General features: G+C 35.1%; 25 protein-coding genes. 3 read left to right on the forward strand and 22 right to left on the reverse strand.

The window, feature by feature from the left end; all coding sequences use genetic code 11:
• Nucleotides 1-9: 9 nt before the first annotated feature.
• Nucleotides 10-546 (reverse strand): YceD family protein, encoded by a 537-nt coding sequence (locus tag M666_RS04460; RefSeq protein ID WP_024482491.1) that lies wholly within the window; start codon nt 544-546, stop codon nt 10-12.
• Nucleotides 547-702: 156 nt separating this feature from the next.
• The gene (gene pdxA / locus M666_RS04465; protein WP_025616392.1) at nt 703-1,758 is read right to left on the reverse strand and encodes a 4-hydroxythreonine-4-phosphate dehydrogenase PdxA; all 1,056 of its coding nucleotides are present in this window, start codon (nt 1,756-1,758) and stop codon (nt 703-705) included.
• 58 nt (nt 1,759-1,816) lie between these two features.
• On the opposite strand from pdxA, the gene M666_RS04470 reads away from it, so the two are divergent.
• Entirely contained in the window at nt 1,817-2,407 is a 591-nt protein-coding gene (locus M666_RS04470; protein WP_029447594.1) for a riboflavin synthase, read from the forward strand.
• Here M666_RS04470 and M666_RS04475 read toward each other — a convergent pair.
• Nucleotides 2,404-2,646: a putative signal transducing protein gene (locus tag M666_RS04475; RefSeq protein ID WP_158399873.1), complete on the reverse strand. Its 243-nt coding sequence runs from the start codon at nt 2,644-2,646 to the stop codon at nt 2,404-2,406. The two genes, M666_RS04470 and M666_RS04475, sit on opposite strands and share 4 nt — an antisense overlap.
• 47 nt (nt 2,647-2,693) lie before the next feature.
• Nucleotides 2,694-3,785 (reverse strand): acyltransferase family protein, encoded by a 1,092-nt coding sequence (locus tag M666_RS04480; RefSeq protein ID WP_029447593.1) that lies wholly within the window; start codon nt 3,783-3,785, stop codon nt 2,694-2,696.
• Between the two features lie 78 nt (nt 3,786-3,863).
• On the opposite strand from M666_RS04480, the gene M666_RS04485 reads away from it, so the two are divergent.
• A complete protein-coding gene (locus tag M666_RS04485) occupies nt 3,864-4,619 on the forward strand; it encodes a sulfite exporter TauE/SafE family protein (protein WP_024482486.1) in 756 nt (251 codons plus the stop codon).
• 49 nt (nt 4,620-4,668) lie between these two features.
• Here M666_RS04485 and M666_RS04490 read toward each other — a convergent pair whose 3' ends face one another.
• The 13 genes from M666_RS04490 to M666_RS04545 form a co-directional block, all read right to left on the reverse strand.
• Complete coding sequence (locus M666_RS04490) at nt 4,669-5,664, reverse strand: YiiG family protein (protein ID WP_029447592.1); 996 nt, start codon at nt 5,662-5,664, stop codon at nt 4,669-4,671.
• A gap of 107 nt (nt 5,665-5,771) precedes the next feature.
• Complete coding sequence (locus M666_RS04495; protein ID WP_024482484.1) at nt 5,772-7,223, reverse strand: SLC13 family permease; 1,452 nt, start codon at nt 7,221-7,223, stop codon at nt 5,772-5,774.
• Nucleotides 7,224-7,421: 198 nt separating this feature from the next.
• Nucleotides 7,422-7,586 (reverse strand): hypothetical protein, encoded by a 165-nt coding sequence (locus M666_RS20465; protein WP_155854981.1) that lies wholly within the window; start codon nt 7,584-7,586, stop codon nt 7,422-7,424.
• A 418-nt stretch (nt 7,587-8,004) separates the two neighbouring features.
• A complete protein-coding gene (locus tag M666_RS04500) occupies nt 8,005-9,543 on the reverse strand; it encodes a hybrid sensor histidine kinase/response regulator (RefSeq protein ID WP_029447591.1) in 1,539 nt (512 codons plus the stop codon).
• 1 nt (nt 9,544) lies between these two features.
• Nucleotides 9,545-10,033 (reverse strand): Rab family GTPase, encoded by a 489-nt coding sequence (locus M666_RS04505; protein WP_024482482.1) that lies wholly within the window; start codon nt 10,031-10,033, stop codon nt 9,545-9,547.
• A complete protein-coding gene (locus M666_RS04510; protein WP_025616386.1) occupies nt 10,020-10,865 on the reverse strand; it encodes a hypothetical protein in 846 nt (281 codons plus the stop codon). The genes M666_RS04505 and M666_RS04510 overlap by 14 nt, the downstream gene beginning before the upstream one ends.
• Before the next feature lie 19 nt (nt 10,866-10,884).
• Nucleotides 10,885-11,244 carry a fructose 1,6-bisphosphatase gene (locus M666_RS04515; protein ID WP_029447590.1) on the reverse strand — a complete coding sequence of 120 codons (360 nt, stop codon included), beginning with the start codon at nt 11,242-11,244 and terminating at the stop codon, nt 10,885-10,887.
• A 191-nt stretch (nt 11,245-11,435) separates the two neighbouring features.
• Nucleotides 11,436-12,875, reverse strand: a complete 1,440-nt coding sequence (locus M666_RS04520; protein ID WP_029447589.1) for a rubredoxin — start codon at nt 12,873-12,875, stop codon at nt 11,436-11,438.
• Between the two features lie 11 nt (nt 12,876-12,886).
• On the reverse strand, nt 12,887-16,417 hold the full coding sequence (locus M666_RS04525; RefSeq protein WP_029447588.1) for a nitrate reductase: 3,531 nt from the start codon (nt 16,415-16,417) through the stop codon (nt 12,887-12,889).
• 168 nt (nt 16,418-16,585) lie between these two features.
• Nucleotides 16,586-17,461, reverse strand: coding sequence for a helix-turn-helix domain-containing protein (locus M666_RS04530; protein WP_029447587.1), 876 nt, complete (start codon nt 17,459-17,461; stop codon nt 16,586-16,588).
• Complete coding sequence (locus M666_RS04535) at nt 17,461-18,504, reverse strand: flavin monoamine oxidase family protein (RefSeq protein WP_029447586.1); 1,044 nt, start codon at nt 18,502-18,504, stop codon at nt 17,461-17,463. The genes M666_RS04530 and M666_RS04535 overlap by 1 nt, the downstream gene beginning before the upstream one ends.
• Nucleotides 18,504-18,800: a carboxymuconolactone decarboxylase family protein gene (locus M666_RS04540; RefSeq protein WP_226989950.1), complete on the reverse strand. Its 297-nt coding sequence runs from the start codon at nt 18,798-18,800 to the stop codon at nt 18,504-18,506. Before M666_RS04540 ends, M666_RS04535 begins: the two co-directional genes overlap by 1 nt.
• Before the next feature lie 81 nt (nt 18,801-18,881).
• The gene (locus tag M666_RS04545) at nt 18,882-19,631 is read right to left on the reverse strand and encodes an SDR family NAD(P)-dependent oxidoreductase (protein ID WP_025616380.1); all 750 of its coding nucleotides are present in this window, start codon (nt 19,629-19,631) and stop codon (nt 18,882-18,884) included.
• Between the two features lie 117 nt (nt 19,632-19,748).
• On the opposite strand from M666_RS04545, the gene M666_RS04550 reads away from it, so the two are divergent.
• Complete coding sequence (locus M666_RS04550) at nt 19,749-20,504, forward strand: DUF5995 family protein (protein ID WP_029447585.1); 756 nt, start codon at nt 19,749-19,751, stop codon at nt 20,502-20,504.
• A 3-nt stretch (nt 20,505-20,507) separates the two neighbouring features.
• Here the strand turns inward: M666_RS04550 and M666_RS04555 are convergent, their stop codons facing one another.
• The 5 genes from M666_RS04555 to M666_RS04575 form a co-directional block, all read right to left on the reverse strand.
• Nucleotides 20,508-21,179, reverse strand: coding sequence for a response regulator transcription factor (locus M666_RS04555; RefSeq protein ID WP_029447584.1), 672 nt, complete (start codon nt 21,177-21,179; stop codon nt 20,508-20,510).
• Nucleotides 21,180-21,316: 137 nt separating this feature from the next.
• On the reverse strand, nt 21,317-22,741 hold the full coding sequence (locus M666_RS04560) for a DNA/RNA non-specific endonuclease (RefSeq protein ID WP_029447583.1): 1,425 nt from the start codon (nt 22,739-22,741) through the stop codon (nt 21,317-21,319).
• Between the two features lie 139 nt (nt 22,742-22,880).
• Nucleotides 22,881-24,167 (reverse strand): alginate export family protein, encoded by a 1,287-nt coding sequence (locus tag M666_RS04565; RefSeq protein ID WP_029447582.1) that lies wholly within the window; start codon nt 24,165-24,167, stop codon nt 22,881-22,883.
• Nucleotides 24,168-24,209: 42 nt separating this feature from the next.
• A complete protein-coding gene (locus M666_RS04570; protein WP_029447581.1) occupies nt 24,210-25,037 on the reverse strand; it encodes an ABC transporter ATP-binding protein in 828 nt (275 codons plus the stop codon).
• 10 nt (nt 25,038-25,047) lie between these two features.
• Complete coding sequence (locus tag M666_RS04575; protein ID WP_024482468.1) at nt 25,048-25,893, reverse strand: ABC transporter ATP-binding protein; 846 nt, start codon at nt 25,891-25,893, stop codon at nt 25,048-25,050.
• Nucleotides 25,894-25,901 lie beyond the last annotated feature (8 nt).

Genomic DNA, 25,901 nt, shown 5'->3' on the forward strand with positions numbered 1-25,901 from the left:
TTTTAAAACTTATTTATCCGTTAATAACTTTTTTAATGAATCCCAACGAGGATCCGTTTCTTTATTTTTATTTTCTTTTACTTCTTTTGGATGCAATTTTTCTAGTTTATCCAATGCTGCTGACTTTAAAGTTCCGTCCTCTATTCCAGGATGAACTTTTTTTAGCGGCACTGCTAAAACGATCATTTCATAAACATATTGCGAAATATCTACCTGAAAATCTCCGTGAGGAAGTATCAGAATTTCATCATTGTCATCATTAAACTCATCACCAAATTTAACTAGCAGTTCCAAATCTGCTTCAATAGGTTGGTCATAAGGTTCATTGGTAACATCACAATAAACATTTACAGTACCCGTCGCAGCTATCTCTAACTCCAACATCGTACTAGATTTATTTAATACAACTGCTAACTTAATTGCAGCGCTATTAAACTCATCGTATTCAAAAGATTCAAAGAACGTATTGTCTATTTCAAAATTAAATTCATGCCTTCCTTGCTTCAATCCTGAAAAAGGAATCACGAACTCTTTATGCTTCTTCATGTTTGACACTTATTTAGTGCTCCTGCCACGTAAAGGCGGGTGCAAAGATACTATTATTTTACTAAAACCCAACTTTTTAGCTTTTTTTGTAAAATAGCGTTCAAAGGCTGTATTTACTAATAAAATTAGCTAAAAATTATTTCTCGCTCGACTTATTTATCTAAATTCTCTTTTCAATCTTGACTTTTTAAGAGGATTTGCCGTTAGCTCGCTGTATTCTTTTCTATTTCTAAAGATCTCTATCGCCTTAAAAACAGCTTCTTCAAATGAGCTATGATCTGCTTTTCCTTTTCCTGCTATTTCATAAGCAGTACCATGATCTGGAGAAGTACGTACTTTATTTAATCCTGCGGTGTAATTTACACCTCTACCAAATGATAATGTTTTAAACGGAATTAACCCTTGGTCATGATATGCCGCCAAAATAGCATCAAAACTCTTATATCCATCAGATCCAAAAAAGCTATCTGCTGAGTAAGGCCCGAAAACTAAGCTCCCGCTATCTGAAAGTTCTTTAATAGCTGGCTTTAACGTATCATCATCTTCCTTACCAATAATACCATTATCACCACTATGTGGGTTAATACCTAGTATCGCAATTTTAGGCTTAGAGATTCCAAAATCTACTTTTAAAGATTGCTCTATGGTCGCTACTTTACTTTTTATTAATTCTGGTGTTATTGCTGCGGCAACATCTTTAACGGCTATATGATCTGTGAGCAAACCTACTTTCAAGTCGTCCGTGATCATAAACATTAGACTCTCTCCTTCTAATTCCTGTGCAAGAAAATCTGTATGCCCTGGAAATTTAAAATCTTCTGCCTGAATGTTATTTTTATTTATAGGAGCGGTAACTAATACATCGATCGCTCCTTCCTTTAAGGCTTGAACAGCTGCCTTTAAAGATTTAATAGCAAAATCACCTGCTTCTGCAGTAGCTTCTCCAAACTTTATATTTGGAATTTCACGCCATACATTAACCACATTAATCTTACCATCCAACGCTTTTGAAGCTTCTTGAACCCCATGATAATTAATATCTAACTTAAGCTCTGTCTTTTGGTATGATATAGTTTTATTAGATGCAAAAATCACAGGAGTACAGAAATCTAACATTCGATTGTCTTCAAAAGTTTTCAATACTACCTCACAACCTATTCCATTTAAATCGCCAATAGAAACCCCTACTTTTATTTTTTGTCTTTCCTCCATGATATCTTATGGGTTTATAGTAATTTTACAGCACAAAACTAGTTAATTAAAACGAGACATGTTTACAGGAATAATTGAAACTTTAGGAGAAGTAAAGACATTAAAGAAAGAAAACACCAATTTGCACATTACCGTGAAGTCTTCTCTTACTCCTGATCTTAAAATAGACCAAAGTGTATCTCATAATGGTGTTTGCTTAACTGTAGTTGGCATACAGGATGATTCCTATACCGTAACCGCTATTGATGAAACTTTACAAAAAACCAACCTTGATCACTTAAAGGTGGGTGACCGCGTAAATTTAGAACGCGCCATGATTTTAGGTTCTCGCCTAGATGGCCATATTGTTCAAGGACATGTTGATCAAATTGGAACCTGTATCCTTATAGAAGAAAAAGAGGGTAGCTGGGTATTTACTTTTGAATATGATGCTACCCTAAATAACCCAACAATAGAAAAAGGATCTATCACTATTGACGGAACCAGCCTAACAGTAGTTAACTCTGGATCTAATACGTTTAGTGTAGCAATAATTCCTTATACCTATGAGCACACCCGTTTTAACTCCTATAAAAAAGGAACTATTGTAAACCTTGAGTTTGACGTTATAGGGAAATACGTAGCAAAACTAATGGCCAATAGGTCTTAATTTTTAGCTACTCCGCTTTCATAACCCGCAATAATAACTTGCGCCTTTTCTTTATCTTTCTCCAGTACCGCTAAAGATATTGTTGAAGAGGTACCACCTACAAAACCAGCAATCACTCCAGAATTTTGTTCGTTTTTTTCAATGTATGGAATACCTGCCTCTTCAAATAATCCTTTTAAGAGAATCACCCCAACCTGAGTACCACTATATATCTTCGTGTATTTTTCGTTATCTGTCATAATCATTCTTGTTTCAAATAAAACTACACAATCTAATTGAATAGCCACTACACTTTAATAAAAATTTGTCTTTTGTAAAGTACCAAAGCGATGAGGCAATAAAAGCTCATAATTGTGAAGGCATATAAAAAGGAAGAGAGTTCTGCGGGTAAAAAATCATGAACGTAAAACGTTGTAAAGAACCATGATTTTAGAGTAACATTGGCCGTACCAACATGTATCAAACCAAATAACTTACCTACAAAACTAGATAAGAAAAATACCGTTATTGCATTAGCTCCTACATAGTTAAAAATAGTCCCAAATTGCACTTTTCTAATGGTTGTGATATAATAAATTAGTGCTAAAATTAGATTAGCCCAACCTGCACTTACCAATACAAAACTACTAGACCATAGCGCTTTATTTATAGGAAAAACAAAATCCCAAGCATGACCAAGAAGTACTAAAGCACTCCCGAGCACCATTAAAATAGTTATTTTATTTTGCCGCTTTGTACGTAAGATCTGCCCCGTGAACACCCCTAAAAGGCAGCTTGCTACAGCTGGAATTGTACTTAACACTCCTTCAGGATCATAATCATCTTTCCACATATGGGTTCCCAAAAGCTTTAAATCTACATAATTGGCTAAATTATTAGGAGCCCTATCAAAAGTTGATGCTATACCGTTTACAGGAATGAAGCCCATGACCACCCAATACCCTACAAGAATTACCGCTGTTACGGCCATTAATTGTTTCCAATTAAAATTTAGAAATAGGATTGAAGTAATAAAAAATACGACACCAATTCTCTGCAATACGCCAGGAAAACGAATCTCTGAAAAATCCTTGACAAATGGGAAGGTCAAGGTAAAAGCACCCAGAAACAAACCTAAGCCTATTAATTTAAGACTGCGAATTGTTATTTTCTTATAGGTCGCTACATTACTCTTCTTAGTACTGTACGCAAAGAAAATTGATGTTCCTACAATAAATATAAAGAATGGAAACACCATATCTGTTGGGGTATATCCATGCCAATCTGCATGTAAAAATGGCCGATACACACTAGCCCATGTTCCCGGATTATTTACCAATATCATTAACACAATTGTCATTCCTCTAAATATATCTACCGCTGCAATTCTCTCTTTCATGGGATTAGGAATTTATATGTCTGCCTTTAAAGTTAATTATTTTACAATACTTTTGTAAACCACAGAGCAACAGTTTTCATGTATTTAACCCTTTCTTCAACAATCCCTCAATCTTCTTGGATATTAGCCTTTTTGGCTGCTATTATTTTAGGAATTTCAAAATCGGGCATTAAAGGAATAGCAATTATCATTGTAACTTTAATGGCTATTGCTTTTGGCGCAAGAGAATCTACAGGCCTCATTGTACCCTTACTTATTGTTGGTGATATTTTTGCTGTTATTTATTACAACAGACATGCGCAATGGAAATACATTATCCGGTTTTTACCTTGGATGATTTCTGGAGTACTTATTGGCGTGGTTATCGGGAAAGACTTGGATGAGCAAGCTTTTAAATTTGGAATGGCTTTTATAATTCTTGGCAGTGTACTAATGATGTACTGGTGGGACAGGAGAAAGAGTAAATCTGTTCCTACTCATTGGGCCTTTGCTGGATTTACAGGTATTATGGCAGGTATCACCACTATGATTGGAAATTTGGCCGGGGCATTTTCTAATATATTTTTCCTAGCGATGCGCTTGCCTAAAAATGAATTCATAGGTACTGCTGCCTGGTTATTTTTTATAGTTAATGTCTTTAAATTACCATTTCACATCTTTGTTTGGAAAACAATCACAACAGACACGCTCCTCATCAATTTAAAATTAGCTCCTGGAATTATTATCGGTTTATTTATTGGCGTGCGCTTGGTTAAAATAATTAAAGATGATTTTTACCGAAAAATGATTCTAATACTAACCGCTCTTGGTGCTTTGCTTATTCTTTTTAAATAAAAAAAGGAGCCGTATTAACCGCTCCTCTATCATACACTTTTCCAATACCTTATTGAATTCGGTTGTATTCATTTACCATTTTTGAATACGTCTTACTTAATTTTAACGGCGAGCCATTGTCTGGGATACTAGGATGCACAATACTATATTTAAAATCACCCTCTTCCACACGCTCTTTTAAGTTTCTTATCTCGCGAATAAACTGCTCTCCCGTTGTTATAAAACTTTTGAGACTGTGCTTTGCACCCACCGACGTTCCGTACTCTTTTTTAAACTGTGTTTCATCTTGAGCTAATTTTTCTAACGCATCATAAAAAAGCCTAAATTCTGCAACTTTAGTATCAAAAGCTTTCATGTCTATATTTTTTAATTCGGGACCATCTAAACCTCCTATGACATCTAAGACAGCTTCAGAGGTATGCAAGCCCATCATTAAATTATATTTTATTAATTGTCCACTAGATTTGAATTTTTCTACATCAAACGCAAACAACTCATCTTGTACCACTACAAATTCTGAAAACATAGTATCATATGCGATAAAGTATGCATCAAATGCTGTTTTTAAGCGCTCATGTAGCTCCTGTCCTTTCACAAAAGCATCATCCTTATAGTCTTGCTTTTTATAGTAACCGTTTGCTTCTTCAAGAATATTAAACAGGTTTTTTGCTTTTTCATGTACCACCTTCATAGGCGCATCTACACCCGCTATCTCTACATTCATCATCAAGCCTTTTTCCAAAGCGTTCAAAGAATGTTCTGGTAATGTATATACCCCTTTAATATTCTTAGCTCCTTTTGGCCCGTTTTCAATAGATGCCCAATCAAAATAATGATTATAAGCATCATTAGCTCTTTTATTGAAGGCATTGCCAAAATCAATATATGCATTATATTTCCCTATAAATTCGTTTGAATCAAACTTACTTTCGGGCACTGCAGAGGTAGTCGTTGTACCATGCTCATCAACTTGTTTTTCTTTTGAATCTCCGCAACTTGCTAGGAAAAGGGAAATACAGATTAGGGTACCAAATGTTTTTTTCATAATAGTCGTTTAAATTGTGGTTGTCATATATAGAATGTGACAAAGTTATAGCCACAATTCAAACAAAAAGCCCCTAGGTCTAGTACAATTGCTATACCTGTTTTCAGTTATACCGTAAGCACATCTAAATCCCAAACTAAAGGAAGCAGGAAATACACCATTAAAGTGAGTATTATAATAGAAATGATGTTTAACCAAAACCCAGATTTTATCATGTCTGAAATTTTAAGATAGCCAGAGCCGAACACCACGGCATTAGGAGGCGTAGCCACAGGAAGCATAAAAGCGCAAGAAGCCGCGAGTGTTGTGGCGACCATTAAAATAAATGGGTTAACTTCTAATTGCAAAGCTATGGGCGCTAATATTGGCATGAGCATAGCTGCTGTTGCCAAATTTGAAGTTACCTCGGTTAGAAAATTAACAGCAGCAATAATAAAAAGCACCAATAAGAATAAAGATAGCCCTTGCAATAACCCCATTTGAGCCCCCAGCCATGCTGCCAAACCCGTAATTTGAAATCCTGAAGCAAGTGCCATTCCACCACCAAATAATAAAATAATTCCCCACGGTATTTTGACCGCATCTTCCCAAATAATTAACGCTTCTTTTTTAGTCGATGGAATAATAAATAAAAGCACTGCAGCTGCAATGGCTATCGCAGTATCATCTATTTTAGGTATAAATTTCTGCAGTACATACGATCTAAAAATCCAGCATAAAGCCGTGAGCACAAAAACAAAAAGAACGGCCTTTTCTTCTTTTTTCATTGGACCCAATTCTTTCTTAAGCCTTTGTATTTCCTTTTTACCGCCAGGGAATTCAATTTGCTTAAAGGTATATGCCACTCGCGTTAAATAAAACCACGCTATTACAAGTAATAAAACAGAAATAGGCAAACCAAACTTCATCCATTGCCAAAAAGAAATTTCTATCCCATATGTTTTTTCTACAAAACCCGCAAAAACTAAATTAGGCGGAGTACCTATAAGTGTCGCAATCCCTCCAATAGATGCAGCATACGCAATACTCAACATTAAGGTTTTTCCGAAAATACTATTTTCATTGGCCGCCGTATTTGGATTGTCTTTTAATTCCGATACGATAGACATTCCCATAGGTAGCATCATTACAGCAGTTGCCGTATTTGAGATCCACATAGAAAGAAATGCAGTAGCCACCATAAACCCTAGAATTATTCTGTAGATATTAGTTCCTATTAAGTTGATAATATTAATAGCAATACGCCTATGGAGATTCCATTTTTCAATGGCAATCGCAAGAATAAACCCTCCTAAATACAAGAAAACATATTTATCTCCGTAAGCAGAAGTAGTAGCAGCCACGTCTAGGATTCCAGAAAGAGGAAATAATATTATGGGTAATAAAGAAGTAACCGCAATGGGCACTGCCTCTGTAATCCACCAGACGGCAATCCAAAGTGTAATTCCCACCATTAGATAAGCATCATCAGACATGCCCAAAGGCGGACTTGAATTATAAAAAAATAAGTATAATAAGGGACCCAATAGTAGGGCCACTGTTTTTCTGGTAATTTTCATTTGGCTGAGATAATCTGCCAAACAATTTAGGATAAAAAACCGTACTCTTTAATGCTTGCTATAAATTAATTTGAATCGGCACTATTAAACATGAAAAAAGGGCATTTGAAATTGCTTCCAAAATGCCCTTTTAGGGGAACATAACAAACACTTTACTTTTCAACCATTGTAAATGGGTTTGTTATCGTTTTTGCACTCTTATAACATGGTTAGTGTTTGTGCTCTACTCGCTAAACTTTTACTATCTAAAGTTGATTTTTCTTTTTCAACCTCTACTTTATTTGCTGTTAATACTGGCGCCGCTAATATCCATGTGGATACACATAATAGACCCATTACTACTGATATTGTTAATTGCTTCATCTATCGGACTGTCTTTTTTTTTTAAATAACTATTCAATCTTTTTTTAACGGAGAAAATGTTCAACACTAAAAAGAGTGAATACAGAAAACAGATCGTACTCGATACAAACAAAAAAATCACTAAATATGAAGTATTCATATATTAAAAATTAATTGTATTCATTAAGTTGGTCATGTGTTTTCGTGAACTTAAGGTTGGTTACTCCCTCAAATCTTTTGTAAAAATATAGTACTATTTCCTTATTTAAGAATCCTACAAGAGCAAAATTGATTCTTCGTTGAAATATGCTTAATTATCGACAAAAAGCACAATTGTAGGTTTTTTCTTACGGATGAAACAAAAAAAAGCATTCATTTCATAAATTGAAAGAATGCTATATACTTTAAATTTGTAGTCCTTTAAGACGTATAACTTTGGCTATTTCAGGTATTTCGCCATAGTGCTCAAAAGCTCCTCATGTTCAAAGGGTTTAGAAAGAACTGCATTCATCCCTGATTTCTTAAAAGCCTTAAAATCATCTTCATAAGAATACGCAGTGATGCCTATAATCGGTATACTCTTAATGTTCTTAAAAGGAAAATCTCTAATTAACCGTGCCACTTGATCTCCTGTTACATTAGGCAAGTTAATATCAATTAATAACAGATCATACTCTTCATTAATAAGTTTCTCCATCACTAGCGCACCGTCACTCACAAGATCTATATAGAAGTAATTGGTGTCTAACAGAGATTTAAACAGTACCGTTTGCACGTTAATATCATCCTCGGCTAGTAATATTCTAAATTTTTTGTCTGTTCTAAACTTCGCTTTTTTATCTTTCTTTTTACGCGGTGTTATAATACTGGTTTTAGATGTAGTAGCTAATGGTTGTTTTAGTGTTAAATCAAAATAGAAAGAAGATCCTTCACCAACATTCGAAATTACCTTAATTTCTGAATCCATTAAGTTTAATAACCCCTTCACAATAGACAAGCCTAAACCAGTGCCTCTAGGTGCATCAGAATTTTGTTCTCCACTCAATTGTGAAAAACTCTCGAAAATAGCGGTTTGGTTTTCTACGGATATCCCTACTCCTGTATCTACGATTTCAAAGCGTAAGTTTAATCTGTTGGCTCTTTTCTGATTTAATTGAATGTCTAAACGTATGCTACCCGTTTGCGTATATTTAAAAGCGTTATCAAGCAAATTGGTAAGCACCTGAAACAATCGCAATCTATCACCTTCTACAAGATCTACAATCTTCTTGTCTACATTAACAGCAAATTCAATATTATTGTCAAGGGCTCTAGTCTTATACGTAAAACGTAGTAAATCAAAAAGCTGCGATAAACTAAAAATATTCTCACGAAGTTTTAACCTTCCGGAAGAAATCATACTGATACTTAATATGTCATCTAAAAGCTGTTTTAGATTCGCATTTGACTGTTGGAGAAAAGTAACCATATCTTGCTGTTGATTGGTTAATGCCGTATCTGAAAGTATCTTGGTAATAGAGATGATACTGGTAAGTGGGTTACGTAATTCATGACTAAAATTACGGATAAAAGAATTTTTAAAATTTTCTCTTTCCTCTAATTCAGCATTTTTTATGGCAACAAGCTCCCCATTTATAATAGACTCATTACGTGTTTGAGCAATGGCCTGGTACTCCGTATAATGACTAGTATAGTCTGTAATAATTATTAAATACCCTTCTTCTTTTTTAACAAATCTTATGTCTGTAACATAATCTTCATCTTTAAAGTGTATATGAACGCAACTAAATAGCAACGCGTTCTCTAAGGTATCTTTTATAGATTCAAAGGTATAAAAGAACGCATGTACATCAAAGATTGAGCTGTTTATTTCTAACTTTAAAAAGGCTTGATCTGTTTCTAGAATAGTGCCCTTTTCATCGACTAAAATAAATTGAACGTTTTGGGTAGCATATTCTTTCTGATACTGATCTAGCATTCTAATGTAATAATTTGGCTAAATGTAGAAATAAATCATTTACCGCATTACCTGTTTTGGCACTCGTTAAAAAATTTGTTTCTATATTATTTTTTGTAAATAGTGTTTCTAAATCTTCCTTCAATACTAAATCTACCTTGTTACCCACTACCAATAGCGGAGTTTTTGATATTTTAGATCTTACAATATCTAAATCAGCATTTAATGCTTGGAATGTAGAGGGTCTTGTTACATCAAAAACAAATACAACACCATGCGTTCCTAATAGATACGCATCTCTTATAGTTGTTAGATCATCTGTTCCTTCTAAATCCCAAAGAATTAGAGACACTTCTTCTTCAGGAGAAACCTCTACTACCTTTTTTGTGATATGAACGCCAATAGATACCTTATAGTTATCTGAAAAACTATCTTCTACAAAACGCCTAATTAATGAGGTTTTACCCACCCCAAAATGTCCTAAGACTACAATTTTTTTAGATACTTGCATTTTCAAATTTTACGAGTAGCTCTTTTTCAAGTGTTTCTCTGTCCATTATTTTTTTATCTGATTCCTTTTCTGAAGCGAAAAGTGAATCTAAATTTTTTCCCATAAAATCATCATAAAAATCAAAAATAAGGTCTTGAACTTTATCTTTTGCGCTGATAGAATAATTACCAGATATAACTACAGCTACATAATAAGACACAAAACTCTGTAAGTGAATATTATATAATTCGTATTCTATTAATTCCAAATTTTGATTTTTCTGTCCAAAGGCATCTTCTACAAAGCCCTTTATTGCGGTTAGCATTCCAGAAATCATATCCTCATCTATGGTTTCTGATTTGGTATAACTCGCCGCTAAAATCCCAGAGCCTCTTTCTATTAACAAGACCTGTTCTATATTCGCAGATTCTAGTTCACTAAGAATAATCTCTTCTTCTTTAACCCCCGTAAACCAAGATTTAAACTTTATCTTCCAGCGTGATGCTGATAGTTTTTGGTTGATTTTCTCGGATAAGATTTTCATCTCTTGCGAGATATATTTTTTAATCATTTTACCCAAAATAGGATACAACGCATCTACAATATCATCCTTGTTTTTCCTTATTTCTTCTTTTAACGTGAGGGTAATTGTAGGACCTAGTGTCTTAGGAATATCAGCTATAAACTCATTAAGCCTTTGCGTAATAATAGGATCTACTTTTTCTGAAAGTTGATCTTTTTCATTAACCGTTTTTTCTATAATCTTAATACGATCGGCGATTTTTTCGGCAAAAACACGGTCATCTGTAAACAAAATGTCTCTAAGAAGCTCTACTTTGTCTTTCTCGACCATAATAATTTTATTTAAAAAATTACTTTTTGCTTACTTTTTCACCTAGTTCAATTAAAATATTGCCCAAAGCTTTCTTATCAAGCTTTTCAGCATCTAGAGTTTCAATCTTGTCTTCTAATTTTTCTTCTAACTCCGTTACTCTAATATTAACGTCTGTAGCTACAGAATCTAAAGCTGTATTAAGTTCTGTTCTTACTTCTTCAACAAGCTCCTCTAAAATTCTTTTCTTTTCAAGAATATCTTTTTTAAGCGCCTCGAATTCAGAGTCATACGCCTGAATATCATCGCCAAAAATAAGATTCTTAATTAAATCGATTTTTGAACCTGCTTGCGTTTCTTTATTGTTTAAATCTATTACCGGCTTACTATTTGTTGACATATGCAGAGAAATTGGTTGAAATTGTTTTGTTATGTTCCCGCTTTTTTATCTATAAGTTAACCATTTTAAACATAAAAAATGGCTTCGATCACAAATAAATAAGTAGGTAAAATTACTAAATTTAGCCGAGACCGCAAGGAAAGCACGTATTTACACCTATTCTAAATTATATGCATATGTTCATAAAAGCCTTAAGAATTTAATTGAAGTTCAATTTTTTCGAAATTTGACTTTTCTGCATCACATACTTGACAACAATAATCTTCTGGCAAATCTTCAAATAACGTTCCTGCAGGAATCCCTAATGACACATCTCCATATTCCTTATCATAAACTGTAAAGCACGATGTACATTGGTAGACTTCTCTAAATAATTGCTCTGATACCTTTTTAGTTTCTTCTTTGATGATTTTTTCTTGCCCTAATTGTTTAAAGTACTTTTTACTCAGTTCCATTAATAAACCTGGCAATTCTATTTTATCTACATCTTGAGCGTACACCTCATAGATTTGAGTATTTGGATCAAAGTTTTTAAAATGCAGTACATTATACGTTGGCCGTATTGCAAAGTCTTTTACTATAGTTGGCGCCGTATTTTTTTCAATCACCACCGAAGAAAAATGGGTGCGTTTTCCAGATTCATTACTCAACCCAAAAGTTAACCCATAGGTACTAATATCATTTTGATCAAAACTTAGCACCAAAAATTTCTTTAATTCTAATGCCTCAATATCATCAACAGGCAAATGCCAGTTCATCTCTAATTGTGAGTGGCGAATATTGATACCCCACTGTCCTAAAAACTTTTCTAAATCTGGTCTACTCTGCCTTTTTATTCCTTTTACGATAAATGATTTCCAAGGGGTTATGCATATTTTACCCACGCCATTATCCAAACAGAAACCACAAAACTCTTTTAAGAAATTTAAATCATATCTATTATTTCTCCAGTACAATCCTAGCCAATATTGATCTAGCCCCATCCTATTCATCCCTTCATAATAAGGAAATGTTAGGTAGGGGACTTCTAGCTCTTTTTCTATAGTTTTATTATTGGTTTCTAGATTTTTATTCAACACAAAAAACAACTCATCTACATCTTGAATATCATCAAAAATAGCTTCTATTGCTTTTGAGATGGTGTTAATATCCCAGCTGTACACTAGAACAGGATAAAATGCACCTGTCTCCCAGTGTGGTAATTTTACATTCAGATACCAGTAGTCTTCACTTTCTGAGGCTATAAAATTTAAATTCCCACTAAAAATAGGGACAAGACGCTGTTTAGCATCTGTGATATTTATTTTAAGCTTTGGCGCATAATCAAACCCTTCAAGTATGTATAAATAGGTAGATCCTTTTAACCAATAGGTCATCTCAAAAATATCTGCACAGACATAAGAAGATACTATATTTTGATAGGAACGCTCGCCAATAATTGTTGTATTGTATTTAGAAATTCGCTCTAGCTGCTCTTCATCTGCATTGTTTAATGGAAAAAGCAAATCCTGCCTAGAACCAAAGTAAACTTCTTTAAGCCCTGCTGCTTCCAACATGGTAATCACATCTTTTAATTCTCCTGGAGAGGTAACTCCTCCTTTTAGCAATATTCTATGTAAATCATCATTCATAATTGTATGCATTAATGGCTTAATTGAAGCTGATTTTTTAATAGTTCTTTTATTTCTGGTTTACAACTTCCACATCCCAGACCTGCTCCTGTTTCTGAGCATAATTTTGTGAAATCTGAACATCCTCCCTGAATAGCTTCTATAACATTACCTTCTCCTACCTGACTGCAAGAGCACACCAGTTTTCCTTTCATCGGAGCCGTATTTGAAGCTCCACGAAGCAATTCATTTCGTTTTTCCGAGAGTTCAATCTCTTCTTCTATCAAACGTTTAAATTCTGCAAACTCGTTCTTATCACCCATTAGGATGGCTCCTTTTAGGGTATCGTCTTTAACGATACATTTTTTATAAAAACGCTTGCTTACATCCATCAGTATAATTTCTTCAAAACTACTGTCGCCCGCAGGAGAATTTACCATTCCTATACTGCACAGGTCTAAATTCTCAAATTTTAGAATATTCATTAAGACAGAGCCATTATAGATGCTACTAAAATCTCCTAAAATATAGTTCGCAGCAATATCTGCCTGCTGTTCTGCTGCAGACGTAATTCCGAACAATTGATTATTAAACTCTGCTATTTCCCCTAAAGCATAAATAGATGGATTGCTGGTTTGCAAATAGGAATTAACCACCACACCTCTTCTTGTTTTTAACTTGGTTTGCTTTGCCAGTTCTATATTTGGTCGGGTACCAATAGCATAAACTATAGCATTACATTTAATCGTTTTTCCAGTTTTTAAATTTACCAGCAAGGTATGATCACTAGACTTCTCCTTAAACACCGTACTTACTTCATTATCAAAATAAAGATTAATACCACGCTCTACTACATCCTGTGCTAATAATTTACTAGCAACATCATCTAACTGACGCTCCATTAATCTAGGTGCACGCTGAATAATACTAATATTTACCTGTATTTTCTTTAGTGCCGCCGCAAGTTCTAGTCCTAATAAACCACCCCCTACGATAACTACATGTTGCTCCTCATTTTGCAGGCCTGTTTCTCTCAAATAGGTTTTTAATCGATCTGCATCACCACGTTCACGCATCGTAAATCTGCCCGGAAGTTTTATTTGCACATCACTAGGTACAAATGCCCTACTCCCTGTTGCCATGACCAATAAATCAAACGTATGCTTCACACCATTAGCATCTACCACGAATTTTTCTTTATCCTCTATTTGTGAAATTCCAACTCCAGGATGCAACACGACATCTAACTTTTTAAGCTCTCCTTTTTTAAGTTTCTCTAAAGCTGCCCAGGAAAGTTCATCACTTACATATTCTGGCAGTAATACCCGATTGTAGAATGGATCCTGCTCTTTTGAAAAAACATGTAATTCATCAACATCATTCTTTTCTCTGTACGACTGAATAAAACGATACGCTGCAGCACCAGCACCTATAATGACAACTTTCTGCTTTGGTTTGACATATTTTGCCACTTGAACGGCACAATATTTAAAATCTGGTTCTTTAGACACAGGGTCTACAATATCATTGGTTAAATTATTGGCACGCCCAAAGTCATTATTTAAAACTTTACCCCAATGCATAGGCATAAAGACTACTTGTTCCCGAATGTCATAATTAATAGTCACTTTTACCTGAACTTCTCCACGTCTACTTTTAATAACTGCTATATCGCCTTCTTTTAATCGCCTTAAAAAAGCATCCACCTTATTCATTTCTAAATAAGGATGCGGAATATGAGTGAGTAATCTATTTACTTTTCCTGTTTTTGTACGGGTATGCCATTGATCACGAACTCTACCTGTATTTAAGATTAGTGGGTATTCTATATTTGTTTCTTCTGATGAATTATAAACTTCGGCTGGCGCATTAAAATGTGCCTTTTTATCTGGTGTACTAAAAACTAGGTCAGTAAACAACCTTGGCGTTCCTGGATGGGTATTGTGTGGTACTGGCCATTGAAAACTACCTTCGTTTTTAAGTCTAGAATAAGACAATCCTGATATATCTATATCGGTACCTTTTGTTAACAAGCAATGCTCATCATACACCTCACTAGCATTGGTATAATTAAACCCTTCAAAATCCATTGCTTGTGCAAAACGCCATAAGATTTCCGCATCGGGCAAAGCCTCTCCGGGAGCATCAATTACTTTTGGCAAATAACTAATTCTACGTTCTGAATTAGTCATTGTACCTTCTTTTTCTAGCCAACCTGCTGCTGGCAAAACTAGATCTGCAAATTTTGTAGTTTCAGAATTATGAGAGATTTCTTGCACCACAACAAAGCTAGCTTTCTTTAAAGCCCGTTCTATCTTATTAGAATTAGGCATACTCACCACAGGGTTGGTACAAATAATCCAAATAGCTTTTAGCTTTCCTTCATCAAGTGCATCAAACATTTCTGTTGCTGTATACCCTGGCTTTTCCTGAATAGGTTTTCCTCCCCAAAAATCTGCCACTTCTTTTCTATGTTCAGGATTACTTAAATCTTTATGTGCCGCCAATAAGTTTGCCATTCCGCCAACCTCACGACCTCCCATAGCATTTGGTTGCCCTGTAAGTGAAAAAGGTCCTGATCCTGGTTTTCCTATTTGGCCTGTTAACAGCGATAAATTAAGTAAGGATACATTTTTAGAAACACCAATAACACTCTGGTTGAGCCCCATGGTCCACATGCTAATAAAGCCTTTTGCATTACCAATATACTGAGCTGCTTTTTTAATTTCATCTGCTGGAATTCCACATTTATCTGCCGCCTGACGAATGGTTAGCTCAAAAGCACTTGCTTTACACGCCTCAAAATTTTCTGTATGCTTTTTTATGAAATTCTTATCTATCTTTTTCTTTTCTATTAAGAGCCTAGCAATAGCATTAAATAAGATAACATCTGTTCCTGGAAGGATTTGTAAATGCAAATCTGCAGAAGCACAGGTCTGCGTTTTACGAGGATCTACTACTATAATTTTTACATTCGGATTTTCCTCTTTATGTTTTTCTAAACGTCTAAATAATATGGGGTGACACCAAGCAGGGTTTGCTCCAGCAATTAGAAAACAATCTGCTAATTCTATATCAGCATATGCAATAGGTACTGCATCATCACCGACTGTTTTTTTGTAGCCTACTACCGCAGAACTCATGCACAAACGAGAGTTGGTATCTATATTGTTACTCCCAATAAACCCTTTAATAATTTTGTTTGCTAAGTAATATTCTTCTGTTAAACACTGTCCAGACACATAAAAACCTACGCTATCCGGACCATGCTTTGCTATGATACTTTTAAAAACTGCTGCCGCCCGATCAAACGCAGTGTCCCAAGAGACCCGTTGTAAAGGGTGGTTTCTACTCCAACGCATTTCAGGATACAAAATTCGATCTGAAGTATCTTGCGCTACGTAGTTTAGGTTTTTACCTTTAGAGCATAACATTCCAGAATTCACAGGGTAATTTTCATCTCCTTCTACACTCAAAACACCTTTTGAATCTTTCTCTACTACTATTCCGCAGCCTACTCCGCAGTAGGAACATATCGTTTTGTGTGTTGTATTCTTTTGCATGATTTTAAATCTAGATGCAAACGCATCATAATTAGCCATCGAAAGGTACAAAAAATACGTATAAATACGTAGTGCTGATTTAATAATAATCAGCCTAAGGTTTTGATATATCAATAATTAACAAATATCAAAAAAACAGATTTATGCTCAGAAATGTAGGTAAAAAAGCTATAATATATTGCCCCGGTAGGCCTTAGGGGGCATGCCTATCGTTCTTTTAAAATATTTAATAAAATAAGAGTCGTCTTCAAAACCTAAACGAAATGCTACTTCATTTATAGGTAGGCTTGTAAATTTTAATAAGCGTTTAGCCTCCAGTATTATGCGTTCTTTCACCAATTCGGATGGTGCTTTACCTACCACACTTTTAGTAATGGTGGTTAATGTCTTAGCGGAAGTATTTAGCAAATTGGCATAATCTTTTATCGCGAACCCCTCTCTATAATGAAGTTCTAAAAGATCTTTGAATGCAAAAAACTGTCGCTCATAATGATTATTTATTTGCAGCTTTCTACTACTATCTGAATAATGAATACGCTCCATGGTTATTAAGAGCGATTTAAGCAAAAAACGAATCATATCTTCATGACCAAAACTTAATTTATTGGGCAATTCTTTTGCTATTAATTCTATATGATGCGTTGCAATTTTTACCGTATTACGATCCAATAGATAGCAAGGATTTTGCTCGATATTGAAAATGTTATATTTCAAGAAAATATCAACATCTGAATGCATAAAAAAACTCTCATTAAAATGAATTAACCAACCTTCTACTTCTAGGTTATCATCAAAAAAATGAATCTGATCTTTATTCGTAAAAAGCACCATATTTTCTTTAATCTCATACGAATTGAAATCTACCGTGTGTGTACCTCCTGCATTAAAAAACCATAATAATTGATAGTAACTATGTGAATGTGGTGTGGCTGCTTTTTCTGGATTTTTTTTCCGATAGCTTTTTAGATCATGCAATTGAAACTGCAACTTATTAGGGTGCGCTTTATGTAGGTGATATTGCTCTATTTTTTGAGAATCTTTCACTAGTGCTTTAATTTTTCGGCCGCTAATTTTCCACTATATATGGCACCGTCCATATAACCTCCGTGCAGGGGCGATGTTTCTGCCCCAGAAAATAACAGTTTCCCATTCATATAGAAGTCGGCAAAAACAGGGTTTCCATACGCCGGACTCATATAAATAGATTTAATGGTTTCACAAGAAGTATTTTTATCCTGCGACCAATCCTTTTCGTTATAGGAGGTGTACTCCATAATTTCTTCTCCTAAATATTTAGTAAGATATGCAAGAATTTTTGCTTGTCGTTCTTCAGGAGTTACATCTCTTAGCGCTTCATTTACAAAGCCCATTAAACCAAATTCCGTTTCCGCATGATTGCTATGATCATACAATTCTGTTACAGCACCTACTTGCCCAATGACCGTTCCTGATAAATTTCTAGCTCTCCAAAAAGGCTGCTTAAATTTTAGTCCAACCTTTATAGCATTACTCATCCAAGTATGCGTATTTTTCATCACCTCAGTAACATTGTTGGGTAATGCTGGTGAAAAATCTATCCGTGTTGCAATCCGTGGCGGAATGGTACTCACAACTTTTTCTGCGCTATATACACCTTTATTGGTTACTACTTTTATGCTATTACCAAGATCTTCCATCGCTATAACTGTGGTATCTGTATGTATTTGATTAGAGAAAGGTGCTGCTAATTTTTTAATTACTGCCATAGATCCTCCTGCAATTCTGTGTGCAGATGGTGCACTAGGATCATTTTGAAAATAATGCTCAGGTGCCATAGTACTATACACCAAAACACTCTGTCCTTTCGTATATTGAGGGAATTTTTTAATCTTCAATTCCCTCAACAAGCCAGCCACATGTGTGTGATGATTTTGAAACCAAGTAGCGCCAAAATCGATCTGATTAGTGGTCAAAATCCTACCTCCAATGGTTGCTCTAGCATCTAAAACAATAACATCTGTTTCGCCCGCTTTGTATAACTCATATGCTGTTGTTAATCCTGAAAGGCCTGCGCCTATTATTAAATATTTAGAGGTAGTTTGTATCATTACTTATTCATTAAATGAGTTCCATGAACCACGGCGGCTCCTGCTCTCAAGGCAGCTGCGATAAAGGTTACTTCTGCTAATTCTTCTTGTGTAACACCCGCTTTAACAGCTTGCTCTTTATGTATTTCTAAACAATAAGGGCATTGCGTTGTTAATGCTACCGCAATCGCAATTAATTCTTTGTATTTTTTAGGAATTACACCATCACTCAGGGCTTCTTTGTCAAAAGCTTGAAATGCTTTCATAGCCGGACTCGCATTTTTTTCCAAAGCACCTAAGTGCTTTAAATTATCCATTGTATACATATTACTTATATTTTATAAAGATTAAAAAAAATAAGATAAGACACGCCTCTTATCCTTTATTAAAAACTGGGCTTAATTTCTCCCAGACATTACACCACCGTCAGTATCCCAAATGGCACCTGTTACCCATGAGGCTTTATCTGACAATAAAAAATGTATGGTTTCCGCAACATCTTCCGGCTGCCCTATTCTTCCAATTGGATGAAACGCATTAAACCCCTTTAAAGCTTCGTGTGCTTTTTCTGCATCACCAAAAACACTATCATACACCGGTGTTTCTACAAGAGCAGGAGAAACTGCATTGACACGAATTTTATGATCCGCAAGCTCCATAGCTAAATGTTGTGTAAGAGAATGCAATCCTGCTTTTTGCATAGAATACGCCGAAGAAGGTGTTGCTTTTACGGCTTGTTTTGCCCACATAGAACCTACATTTACAATGGCTCCGCCACCTGTAGCCGCCATTTTTTTGGCCGCATTTTGTGTAATAAAAAAGAAACCACGATTTAAATCTTGATAAGAATCATAATCTTCTACCGTATGATCCAAGAATGGTTTAGGTCCAAAAATCCCAGAAGCATTTACGAGATAGTCCAAATTTTCCCATCCATCAACCATACTATTTAGCTCACTTACTGCACTAAGGTTTGTAATATCAACCTTATGACAATGTAAATTCTCCGAAACCTCACTTTTAAAAGCATTGAGTTTCGTATCATTGGTACCAACAATATGCACTTCTACTCCTTCTTTTAATAATCTTTGAGCTGTAGCTTTTCCTATTCCACTGCTTCCTCCTACAATTAATGCCGTCTTTTTCATTTGTTTATTTTTTATGTTAAAACTTAATGACAAAATTATGCAGCATATAGCACCCAATATGGTAGGTACTAGAGAGAAAATGGTACTTTTAGGAAGTAAAACTTTTTTATTGCTCTAATGAATAAACCTAAAACCATCAAAGAAGTACTGGTTGTACTGGATACCATCATAGAAGAATGTATTGCTAAAAATAGCCGATTGGGCTTATTTGCTTATTTATACCGAAGAACTACTGCCGAAATTTTAAAGGAAGTAGAACGTGGCAGTTTTGAAGACAATGCACAATTAGAACAGATGGATGTTGCTTTTGCCAATTTGTACATAGACGCCTACCAGGAGCATACTAAAGGGAATAGCGTAAGTGCTTCTTGGTTATTTTCTTTTGAAAATGCAACAGAAGAGCTGACCATTCTGCAACATATTATGTTAGGGATTAATGCACACATAAATCTAGATTTAGGCATTGCAACGGCGGCTACTATGAAAGGAAAAGAGCTAACGCTTATTGAAAAAGATTTTAATACTGTAAATGATATTCTTTTTAATATCACCAATGAAATGCAAGATCGTTTAAGTCGTGTTTCCCCATTGCTTTTCTTATTAGATCTATTAGGGAAAAATACAGATGAAAAGGTGATTGATTTTAGCATGCGTAAGGCCAGACAACAATCATGGAACAGTACAAATCTATTATGGGCCCTTGACGAAAGCCAAAAACCTGAGGCTATCGCTAAAATAGATTTATTGGTTTTAGAATTAGCAAAATTTATAAAAGACCCAAAGTCCAAAATAATTGGCTATGTATTAAAAGGAATTAGATCTTTTGAAGAAAAAAATGTAGGTCAAATTATTACTAAACTACAACGCGATTAGCCCTTAGACTAGGTTAAATTCTTGTGCTTTTTTAGATAGGTCGATAAGGTTTTTAACATCCATCTTGCGCATTAAATTAAACCGGTGTGTCTCTACCGTACGTTTACTATTCTCCAATTTTTCCGAGATTTGCTTGTTCGTTAAACCTGACAATATCAATTCCAAAATTTGAAGTTCTTTACTTGTCAAATCAAATGGATTATCGCTTGATTTAATGTGTTTTGGCTTCTCAGAAACAGGCTTACTTCCACTCAAAAGATTGTTGACCAAAACATTAGAAATATCACCACTAAAATACTTACCTCCTTGCTGTACCGTACGTATTGCTTTTATAAATTCGGTCTTACCGGTATCTTTAAGCAAATAGCCATTGGCTCCAGCATTCACAGATTTTAGTATATATTCCTCCGAATCATGCATGGATAGAATAATGGTTTTTGTTGCAGTCCCTTGTTTGTTTAAAATTTCAACCGCATCTATACCATTCATTACCGGCATACGAATATCAATAATTAAAAGATCTGGCTTTTTCTCATTGACCATATCAATGGCTTCTTTACCGTTTGAAACCTCCGCAACAACCACTAAATCTTCTTCTTCTTCGAGCAAAGCACGAATTCCATCTCTTACTAAAGAGTGGTCATCTGCTAAAACTATTCGTATCGTCTGGCTCATATTTTAAATGATATTTCTACAAATATAAATTAAAAATACGTAGTTGAATACTTAGAAAAATTTGAACACCGCTAGCACACAAAAAACCCTATACTCTTGAAAAATGGTGATAGGGTTTTTGTTTGCCTATTTTGTCATTAAATAGCAGGACCACTATCTACTACTGCTTCTATAACTGATTCAATAGTGTTAGGTATATTTTCAAATAAATCATAACCTGTAAGAACTTCTATAGCATCTACAGATGTCGTAAACTGCGTCCAATCACTACTAATTCCTTGATCATTAGGAACATTAATGGCAATCATTCTTGTAGAAGAGCTTACTCTTGCAATATCATCTGAACCATTAGGTAATATCAACGCCACTTTCCAAAAAGTATCGGGCACCGTAATCATGTTATTGTAAATATAATCTGCAGCTCCGTTAGCACCTGTTCCACCCACGCCTGCAACGCCTGCAATTATATGAATTTCATTACCCTCGGCTGCCACATCTCTTAAATAGTCTTCAAAATTAGCCCAAATTCCTTGGTTATTATTAGGAGATTGGGGTGCTATATTGGTCATGTAATAGGTGTTTTCATTAGAGTCCTCATCCCCATTTCTATCTGCAGACGGACACAAATGCCCTCTATTAAACCCTGTATTGGTATAATTTGATGTAGTAGCTCTGAAAAAACTAGAGGGTAGGGCTGTATCTTGTTTAAAACAATTACATCTTTCTGTAGTTCCTGTCCAAGCAGAACTTAAGTGCCAGCTCACCCAATTTGCTGTTCCTTTTGAGTTATTATAAGACAAGACGTAATCTGTGTTATCTAAATAGTAATTATCTGACAATACTCCGGCATCAGAAGGGTTTCCGAAGGTAATATTACTATCTTTTGAAGCAACACCAGCGCCTACGGAAACGTCTGGTATGCTCATTTCAATATTATCAATATTTACACGATTAGATCCTCCTGATAATTTTAAAATACCATAACGCGCACTCCCTAATTCATTTAATTCATAAACAACTGTGTTTAAAATTGTGGCATTGGTGGTCACCACATCCCCTACCGTTAGCCATGATACACCACTATCATAAGATAGCACTAGTTGCCAAGTAGAGCTTCCATCAGCACCATATGCGGCATGCCGAATACTCAAAGATTCTACCCCGCTAGTCATATCAAAATTCATAATCAAGTGTCCCGAATTTCTTATTCTAACCGATTTAGAACCATATTTTCTATCATTGGGCAAAGAACCAATCAATGCGTCAGAAAGATTCCAACTCCCAGAATTTTCTATGACTACATCATTGGCAGCATAACTAGATTTTGAAGCCTCCTCAAAACCTTCGATAAAACCATCTATTCCTTTCGCGGTATGATTGTGTTTAAAATAACCTTCGTTATCAAAAAAATAAGTGGGTACATTTTTGTAGCCCGCAATAAAAAGTTCGGAAGATGATGCAATTTCTTCATAATAATTAGCCGCATCATCATTAGTACAGCTACTAAAAATGAATATTGAAAATACTAAAAGTGATACCCGATGCATGAGATAAGTTTTCATATACTTGCTTATTTAATGATTGAAACATCAAATGTACAATTTTGTAAGATTATTCCTACTTATAATTTAAAATAAAAAACTACTACAATGAAATATTCTTCATCATAGTAGTTAGTGTATAGAAAGAGTGACCTTATCTTTATTTGGACGCTGTATTTAAGAACTTTGGCTTAATGGTCAACATTACCCAAGCCCAGTTTTGACCGCCTGCAGCAGCATCTTCTGTAATACCTTTTAATTCATACATGCCATCACTAGCAAACATTTGAGAGTATCCAATAGCTAGCCCATATCCTTTAAATTTCTTTGCAAATACAAGATCTATTTCCGTTCCTAAAGATTTCTCTCCACTAGCCAGTTCTTGTTCGCCGCTAAAATTCAGCGCTTTTACCATTAGACTAGAAGTTTCATTTAGTTGAAATTTAGCACTCACATGCACATCTAATAAACCTATTGAGTTTGCATGGTTGCCTACATAGAAGTAATCCATAAACCCATTAAACTTATGATTGGTTCCGTACAGCGGAAAGAAAGCTCCTGTTTCTCCTGCATCACCATCATTACCGCTAATAATTTCTACTCCAGCACCTAATGTTACTTTATCAGAAGCCTTTAAGCTGGCATCTAGACTCGCTAAGTAAGCCCCCTTTACATCTACTTCTCCTTGTCTTTGTCCTGTTTGCAAAAAGATATTACTCTCCAATCCTAACTTCCCTTTTTTGTACGCTAAATGGGTTCCAATTGTTAATAAACTACTGGTACCATCTGGCGTAGTTGCATCATCTTCATATTCTTGAAAACCATTATTTAATACCAATAAACTTCCTGAAAATGCATCCCAGCTTTGTTTTAAATACGCATATTGCATGGTTTTATAGGAAAAGAATCCTGTTGTGCTATATGCTGTACCTACTGATGAAAAACCAGATAAATCTGCTTTATCTTGGTTAAATGCCAAACCTACATCCAATAAAAATTTGTTTTTCTTATATTTTAAAAGTGCGGCATCATGATTACGTGCTTGTTGTGCCCAACCTACAGAACCCAATATTCTTTGATCATCATAATCTAAGGTTTGTCTTCCTATTTTGGTTGAAAAACCTTCTCCCAAGGTTAGTTCTCCCCAGGCTTCAAAAATGGCAAAAGAATTGTTTGCATCGGCAGGTAATAGCTGCCTATTTTCTCCCCATGTCATTACATCCTGTAAGCTTAAATACACTTTGTATGATTCATCTGCATACCCAAAATTTACACGTGCTCTAGTGGAAATTCCAAATCCGGCATCCGCATCTTCCGCTATTGGACTACCAAATCCGTGACGGTATTCTGTTCGTGGTCTAAACTCGCCATCTATAGTAAATTGTGCGGCTATAAATTGTGTGGCCAATAAAAAGAGCCCTAAAAGTACGTATTGTTCCTTTTTCATAATTTGAAATTTGATTGTGTTATTTTAAATTTTCAACTTGTTTTAATGTTCTAAGAAATCTATTAAATGCTTTCTATATTTGTAGTAATCTTGATGTTCCAAAACAGATTTTCTTGTTCTTGGTCTTTCAAAATCTATATTTAGCACATCGCCAATCTTGGCTTTGGGTCCACTGGTCATCATTACCACACGATCTGCAAGAAAAATGGCTTCATCTACATCATGGGTAATCATTACTGCGGTAATTTTTTCTTTATTCCATATTTCTATCAGAATATCTTGGAGCTCACCCCTTGTTAAAGAATCTAACATTCCGAAAGGCTCATCTAACAGCAATACCTTAGGCTTAATAGCAAAAGCTCTTGCAATACCCACTCGCTGTTGCATTCCTTGTGATAATTCTGTTGCCTTTTTATTAAAAGCCCCATCTAAACCCACTTTGTGCAAATAATATTTAGCAATATCTATACGTTGTTTTTTTGTGGCATGCGGAAATACTTGATTAACCCCTAAAAGCACATTTTGCAACGCTGTCATCCAAGGCATTAAGCTTGGTGATTGAAAAATAACCCCACGATCTGGACCAGGACCTTTTACGGGGTTTCCTAATACGGAAATATTTCCGCCAGATATAGGGTTGAGACCTGCAATCATGGAAAGCATGGTTGTTTTACCACAACCAGAGTGCCCAATGATGGTCACAAACTCTTCTTTCATGATTTGCAAATTCAAATCCTCAAGAACTACATAATCTCCCTTGGGCGTAGGATATACCTTTTTCAGGTCTTTAAGATCTAACATTACTTTTGAAGGGTAGTAAATCCCATTTTCTAAATAAGAGTCTTTAGTATCTATAGTTGCTGAATTCATGGTTCTACTATTAAAATTGGTCTACAAAATTTTTTGGAGCTATATCTGGGAGCAGGTATTCTATTTCTGAAACCGACTTACGGTCTTCTCCTATAGCCATTAAATAGGCGATAATTTCATTTCTAGTTTTCATGAAATTAGGATTATCATTAAGCTCCGTCTTATCTCTAGGGCGGTCTATTTCTATTTTAAACTCTGGACCTAAGGTTGCTTTAGGACCTGGCTTCAAAGGAATGATACGGTCTGCCATATAAATACCTTCATCAACATCATTCGTGATTAAGAGTGCCGTACGCTTATCTTGATTCCAAATATTCAGGATTTCATCTTGTAAATTTCCTCTTGTCAGCGCATCAAGTGCACCCAAGGGTTCATCCATAATAATCATTTCTGGTTTCATTGCTAATGCTCTTGCTACCGCTACTCGTTGGCGCATACCCCCAGATAATTCTTTTGGTCTTTTATTTATTGCATGTGATAAACCTACCATTTCTACATAGTTAGCAACCCTATCTTTTATTTCGTTTTTACTTTCTTTAGGAAAAGCTTCTTTCACCGCCATGGATACATTCTGTGCAACCGTTAACCAAGGAAGCAATGAGTAATTTTGAAATATAACCCCACGTTCATGACTCGTACCTACTACTGGTTCTCCTTTAAATAACACTTCACCACTGGTAGGTTTTATGAGTCCGTTTATAAGGTTCACCAAAGTTGTCTTTCCACTACCTGTAAAGCCCACAATAGCTACAAATTCTCCTTCTTCAATCTTCAAATTGATATTAGAAAGCACCGCTGTACTATTTTCCCCTTGACCATAAGTTTTACAAACATTTTTTAATTCTAAATATGCCATACGTTTCG

Origin of the sequence: Cellulophaga baltica 18, assembly GCF_000468615.2 — a bacterium.
Taxonomy (GTDB): Bacteria; Bacteroidota; Bacteroidia; order Flavobacteriales; family Flavobacteriaceae; genus Cellulophaga; species Cellulophaga baltica.